This is a genomic window from Zymomonas sp. (assembly GCF_020216885.1).
Taxonomy (GTDB): domain Bacteria; phylum Pseudomonadota; class Alphaproteobacteria; order Sphingomonadales; family Sphingomonadaceae; genus Zymomonas.
On the sequence record NZ_JAIWON010000165.1, the window covers coordinates 1 to 5,730 of the forward strand.

At 44.4% G+C, this 5,730-nt stretch carries 4 protein-coding genes and 1 pseudogene; all 5 read right to left on the reverse strand.

The window, feature by feature from the left end:
- On the reverse strand, positions 1-1,042 hold a 1,042-nt coding region (maeA, locus tag LDL18_RS08575; RefSeq protein ID WP_296508747.1), incomplete at its 3' end, for an oxaloacetate-decarboxylating malate dehydrogenase.
- 156 nt (positions 1,043-1,198) lie between these two features.
- Positions 1,199-2,875: a DNA repair protein RecN gene (recN, locus tag LDL18_RS08580; RefSeq protein ID WP_296508749.1), complete on the reverse strand. Its 1,677-nt coding sequence runs from the start codon at positions 2,873-2,875 to the stop codon at positions 1,199-1,201.
- Positions 2,876-2,930: 55 nt separating this feature from the next.
- Positions 2,931-4,112: a glycosyltransferase family 1 protein gene (locus tag LDL18_RS08585; protein WP_296508751.1), complete on the reverse strand. Its 1,182-nt coding sequence runs from the start codon at positions 4,110-4,112 to the stop codon at positions 2,931-2,933.
- A 137-nt stretch (positions 4,113-4,249) separates the two neighbouring features.
- Positions 4,250-4,672, reverse strand: coding sequence for a hypothetical protein (locus tag LDL18_RS08590; protein WP_296508753.1), 423 nt, complete (start codon positions 4,670-4,672; stop codon positions 4,250-4,252).
- A 23-nt stretch (positions 4,673-4,695) separates the two neighbouring features.
- Positions 4,696-5,730 (reverse strand): annotated as a pseudogene (locus LDL18_RS08595) (hypothetical protein); the annotation flags it as partial.

The following is a 5,730-nucleotide window of genomic DNA, read 5'->3' on the forward strand; positions in this document are numbered from 1 at the left end:
CAGGAATGTCCTGCATATCGTCAGTGATAAGACCATGGCGATCAACCATATACACTTGACCGCGCGCAGTAGCTTCATCTAGTCCTTCAGCCACCATAGCAGAGACAATTTGTTCTGCGATACCGCAACCAGCGGAACCGGCACCAAGGAAAACGATACGCTGATCTCTGATAGAGGTTTTGCGCGTTTTACAAGCAGAATAAAGGGTGGCTAAAGCGACCGCAGAAGTTCCCTGAATATCGTCATTGAAACAGCAATATTGATCGCGATATTTTTCCAGCAATGGCAAAGCATTTTTTTGGGCAAAATCTTCAAAATGCAAGAACACATCAGGCCATTTTTGCATCACAGCCTGAACAAACTGATCAACAAAGCTGTAATATTCATCGCCTGTTATCCGTTTATGATGCCATCCCATATAAAGCGGATCATTCAGAAGATTTTCATTATTCGTGCCGACATCAAGAACAATCGGTAAGACCGTCGAAGGGTCAATGCCTCCACAAGCTGTATAGAGTGCCAATTTCCCAATAGGGATTCCCATACCCCCGACCCCAAGGTCGCCTAACCCCAAGATACGTTCGCCATCGGTGACAACAATAATTTTTATATTTTCCTGTTCCGTCTGTTTCAGGATATCGCCAATTTTATCGCGATCAGGATAAGCGATAAATAAACCACGGCTTTTACGGAAAAGATGAGAATAATTCTGGCACGCGCTGCCTACTGTCGGTGTATAAAGAATAGGCATCATATCGGCGATATGATCGGCAACAAGATGAAAGAAAAGCGTTTCATTCTCATCCTGAAGTGCGCGCAAAAAGATATAGCGATCTAAATCTGTTTTTTGTTCTTTATACTGTTGGTAACAGCGTTCGGCTTGAATATTGATGCTTTCGATTTGGGCTGGAACCAAGCCTTCTAATTGAAAAGCCTTTCTCTCTTCGGCAGAGAAAGCGCTGCCTTTATTTAAAAGAGGATTCCGAAGTAAGGTAACACGACTTTCTTTTACCGGAATAGCCGGTTGCGATTGATAGCTCATAAAAGTCTCCGCCATCATAATATAATAAAAATATTTATAGTTGTTATTTAATAACCATAAATTTCATTTTAGCTTCGGCTGTATAAACATGATCAAGATTGAGAAACAAAACGAATTGTCCGCACGCCTTCAATCCGAAGAATTTGTTATAGATTTTTAATGGCGCAATAAACGGCGCGCCTGCGCGCGGGCTTCGTCGGTTACCTCTGCCCCTGAAAGCATACGCGCTATTTCCTCTCGCCTTTCGTCAAAAGTGAGCGCCTTGACTTCTGTCCGAGTAGCAAAAGTCTTTTTAGTAGAAGATTGAGGATGATGTTTTTGGATAAGCCAATGCTGGGCAGCGCGCGCTGCAACTTGAGGGCTGTGCGTAATAACAAGTAATTGTGATTTTTCAGATAATCTTGCCAAGCGTTCGCCGATGGCACTGGCAACAGCGCCCCCAACGCCTTGGTCAATTTCATCAAAAATAATAGTTTCAGTCCCCTCAGCCCCCGCTAGAACCACTTTCAATGCCAGCATAAATCGCGAGAGTTCCCCTCCGCTGGCTATTTTCATCAAAGGCGCAAAATCGGCTCCCGGATTTGTCGAAATCGTAAATTCAACGCGGTCACATCCTTCACTGCCCCATTGTGAAGCCTCTAATTTTTCAATTTTGGTTTGGAACCGTGCCGCTTCCATTTTTAAGGGCGGCAATTCAGCCATAACCGCTTTATCAAAATTTTCGGCTGTTTTTCGGCGAGATTGGTGTAGCTTTTCTGCCGCCTGCTGATAATTCTGTCGCGCTGATTTATTTTCAGCCTGTAACAGAGCGATACCCTGTTCACCAGATTCTATCTGTTCCAGTTTACCTTGAAGCTCTTTTGCAAAATTGGGTAGTTCATCCGGTGCAACCCGATGTTTACGCGCCAAGGCACGTAGTTCAAACAGACGGGCTTCGATAGCATCCAATTTGATCGGATCGTTATCAAGCATCATCGCGGCGTGGCCTAGCCTTTCGCTGGCATCGCCTGCTTCATTCAGAGCTTTATCCAAAGATTCAAGAGCTTCCGCCAGAGCAGGATATTCAAAAGAAATCCGCCCAAGACGCCTTCCAGCCTGTCGCAAGAGCGAAAGCGCGCCATCAGTGCCATCAATCCACTGACCAATGGCTTCCATATCTTCAGCGAGTCTTGCCCCTTTTTGAAGCATTTTGCGTTCATCAGCGAGAGAGGCTTCCTCCCCATCCTGTGGAGCGAAGGCCGTCAATTCCTGAACGGCATCTTCAAGCCATTCTTTGTCCTGCTCCCGCTCTTCTTTTAAAAGCAAGGCTTGCTTGAGGGCTTTTTCTGTTTCCTGCCAGTAAGCATAAGCCTTGGATACGGGAGAGGTATCAATATGGCCAAAATTATCGAGTAACAGACGATGGCTACGCGGATTAAGAAGTCCCCTTTCATCATGCTGCCCATGGATTTCGATAAGATAACTGGAAACTTCTTTGAGCAGAGAAACCGAAATAGGCTGATCATTCAGTAATGCCCGACTGCCGCCGTCAGCCTTGACGATTCTTTTGACAATCAGCGCCTCGCCCTCCTCAACCGTCAAAGCATTTTGCTGTAAATAGCGATAGAGAGCATGATCCGGTGGCAATGTAAAACAGGCGGTTACGATGCCTTGCTTGGAATCCGGTCGGACAAGGCCGCTATCAGCCCTTGCGCCAAGAGCTAGCCCCAAGGCATCAAGAAGGATTGATTTTCCAGCCCCTGTCTCTCCGGTAAGGACACCTAGTCCTTCGGAAAAATCAAGGTCGAGTGCATCAATCAGCACGATATCACGGATGCTAAGCGAAATAAGCATAACGTCTTTATCTAAAGTATTTCTGTTTCGAATCCATCTGAAACAGAAAATTTTATCAAGAGCGTGGTTTTAGCCTTGGAGCTTGACCACTTTGCTGACGAGCCTGAATAATGCTGAGATAATTATCTGCCAAAATTTGGTTTACATTATCCCAACCGTAACACTCACTCCTTTTATAGCCATTGTAGCCCGCTTCTTTGCGAAGTTCTTTATTCTCGCAATAGCTTTGCAACGCATCGGCGAAATCCTTGATAGCCCCCGGCCGAATAAGACGCCCCATTGAAGGGTCATCAATAAGGCTTTCACTGCCTGTGGCTTGTGCAGCGACAACGGCTCTGCCGGTTGCCATCGCCTCAAGTGTTACATTCCCAAAAGTTTCAGTGACAGAGGGATTAAACAGAATATCTGTTGAGGCGACGGCGCGTGCCAAGGATTCCCCTGTTTGGAATCCGGCGAAAATAGCTTGTGGCAAGCGGCGGCTAAACCATCCTCTGGCAGGACCTTCTCCGATCACAAGCACTTTATGCGGAATTTTACGACGCACCAATTCATCAATAGTGTCAGAAAAAACGTCTAACCCTTTTTCCATGACCAGTCGCCCAACAAAACCGATCACGACCTCATCTTCCTTTATGCCGAATTCATGACGTAAATGGATATCGCGCGCTTCAGGTCTGAATAAATTCCGATCAACCCCTCGCGACCAAATTCTTACGTCATAGCTCATCCGCTGTTCCCGAAGGAGTTGAGCCATAGATTCTGAGGGTGCAAAAATAGCATCACACCGCCGGTAAAGCCTTCTTAAAATAGCTTCTATAACAGGCTCTAGAAAAGGCATGCCATAATAACGGGGATAGGTTTCAAAACGGGTATGGACAGAAGCAACAACCGGTAGATTAGATTTACGTGCCAAAGAGACCGCGCGATGGCCTAGATACTCAGGACTAGCGATATGAAAGATATTGGGGTCAAATCTTTTGATATCGCGACGGACACGAGAAGGAAGAGCAATCGGGATACAATATTCGCTTCGCCCTGGGAAAGGCACCGCTGGAACGCTGATAACTTCACCGATGGCAGGAAAGGCGGGCGTTTCACTTTGGGGAGAATAAATTCGGATGGAAGCGCCTTGCTTCATTAAATAACTGACTAGTCGGTTAAGAGCTTGATTAGCTCCATCTCGAACATAGTTATAATTACCTGTGAACAGGGCAAGACGAAGGTGGCGAATATCCATAAATTTCTTTAAAATAACACACTAAAAAGCGTTTTTAAAAATTCATATGAGACAGCTATCCCATATAAAGGCTTTCATTTTTAGAAAATCATTTTTGATTGAAAGACGTTATAAATGATTTTTTATTCAAATAGATATCAATGTTTAGATTTCTGTGTTTTTTCTTTTTCTGGAGTATCAGAAAAATGACAGGTCGGAAGGTTTAACGACTGAGTATCCTTGCATTGTCGTATCTGGGCAGAACCATCAGGCCCCAGAAATACAGCAAAATCCTGAAAATCAGTTTTGTCATTTTGGCAACGAACGCTCCACATCGCTAAATTATCATAGCCTTCTTTATTGGGTGAAGCGGAAGCCACCCTCCGGCAGAAATAGCCGGAATCATTTAAAGCGCCCCTTAGAACCGCAAAGCGTTGCATTTCAGGTAGTTGTTGTAATCTTTGACTATAGGCCAAGGAGGCAGCAACGGGCACCGCTTGCGCTGCTTCAAAAGAAGGCAAGCCAAGCAATAAAGCCATGCCGAGTGGTAATATAATTTTTATAAAATTTTTCCCTGACATGGCTTATCCTTTTCCCATCAATTTTACTGACGATATTTCTGGATCGCCTGCGATAAGGCAGCATAGAGCTTACCAATATCAGAAGACATCAAAGTGACACTGAGCGCTGTGCCGTCACGACTATTGACCACTCGTCTGAGCATAGACTCAAAATCATGAATGTAATAATTCACATGCTCACGAAAATCTGTATTTTTTTCGTATTCCCTCTGTATCGCCCTTAACTCGTTATTATCGAGCAGGCGGACAGCTTTGCGTGAGAATACCCCGCGATCTCCCTTCAGATAGGACAGCCATGCCGTATCTGAAACATCTGACGACAGGAGGCGGGTGATATCAATAGTTTTTGACCGTAAGGCATCAATTAACCATGCGACATGACGGGTAAAATTACCTTCGTCATGATTTTCGATTTCTTCCTTGGCTTCATTGATGCGCTTTTCGATGCCCGCTGTAATATTGGTAATGGTCAGCATTTGTTGCATCAGTCTTTCAGTTGCTTTGCGGGTCGATTCTACGCTTTTTTCAGCAACCACATCGATTGAAGATAGCCCCGATTTTACTTTTTCAACCAATGTATGATCAAGCGCCTCGGTAACTTGCTGTTGTAGCATCTTACTAAAATCAGCACCAAGAGAAGCCATTAGGGCTTTTTCTTCTTCTCTCGTATCTGTCACCAGTTTCTGAATATTTTCGATTTCAGATTTAAGAACAGGCGTTGCCTTGGTTACCAAACCATGATTTTGTGTCTGAATATTCGCGATTAAATCACTTAGCTGACCTAATTTCTGCACAAATCCGCTTAATTGCGTATTGGCTGATTCAATAATCTGATCAAAAGACTGCTGATATTGATCATAATTTTTTTGAATTTCTTCTATAAATTCACGGATTTTATTCTGGCGCTCATCGAGGCCTCTATCTGTATCATCGATCAATTCAGATAATTTGTCTTTTTGGTTCAGCAGATGTTGTCCTGCCTGATCAAATTTTTCAGCCACATTAGCCGCTTGGGCTTCGATTGTAACAATCTTTGGAGCCAATAAATCGGCAGCCTT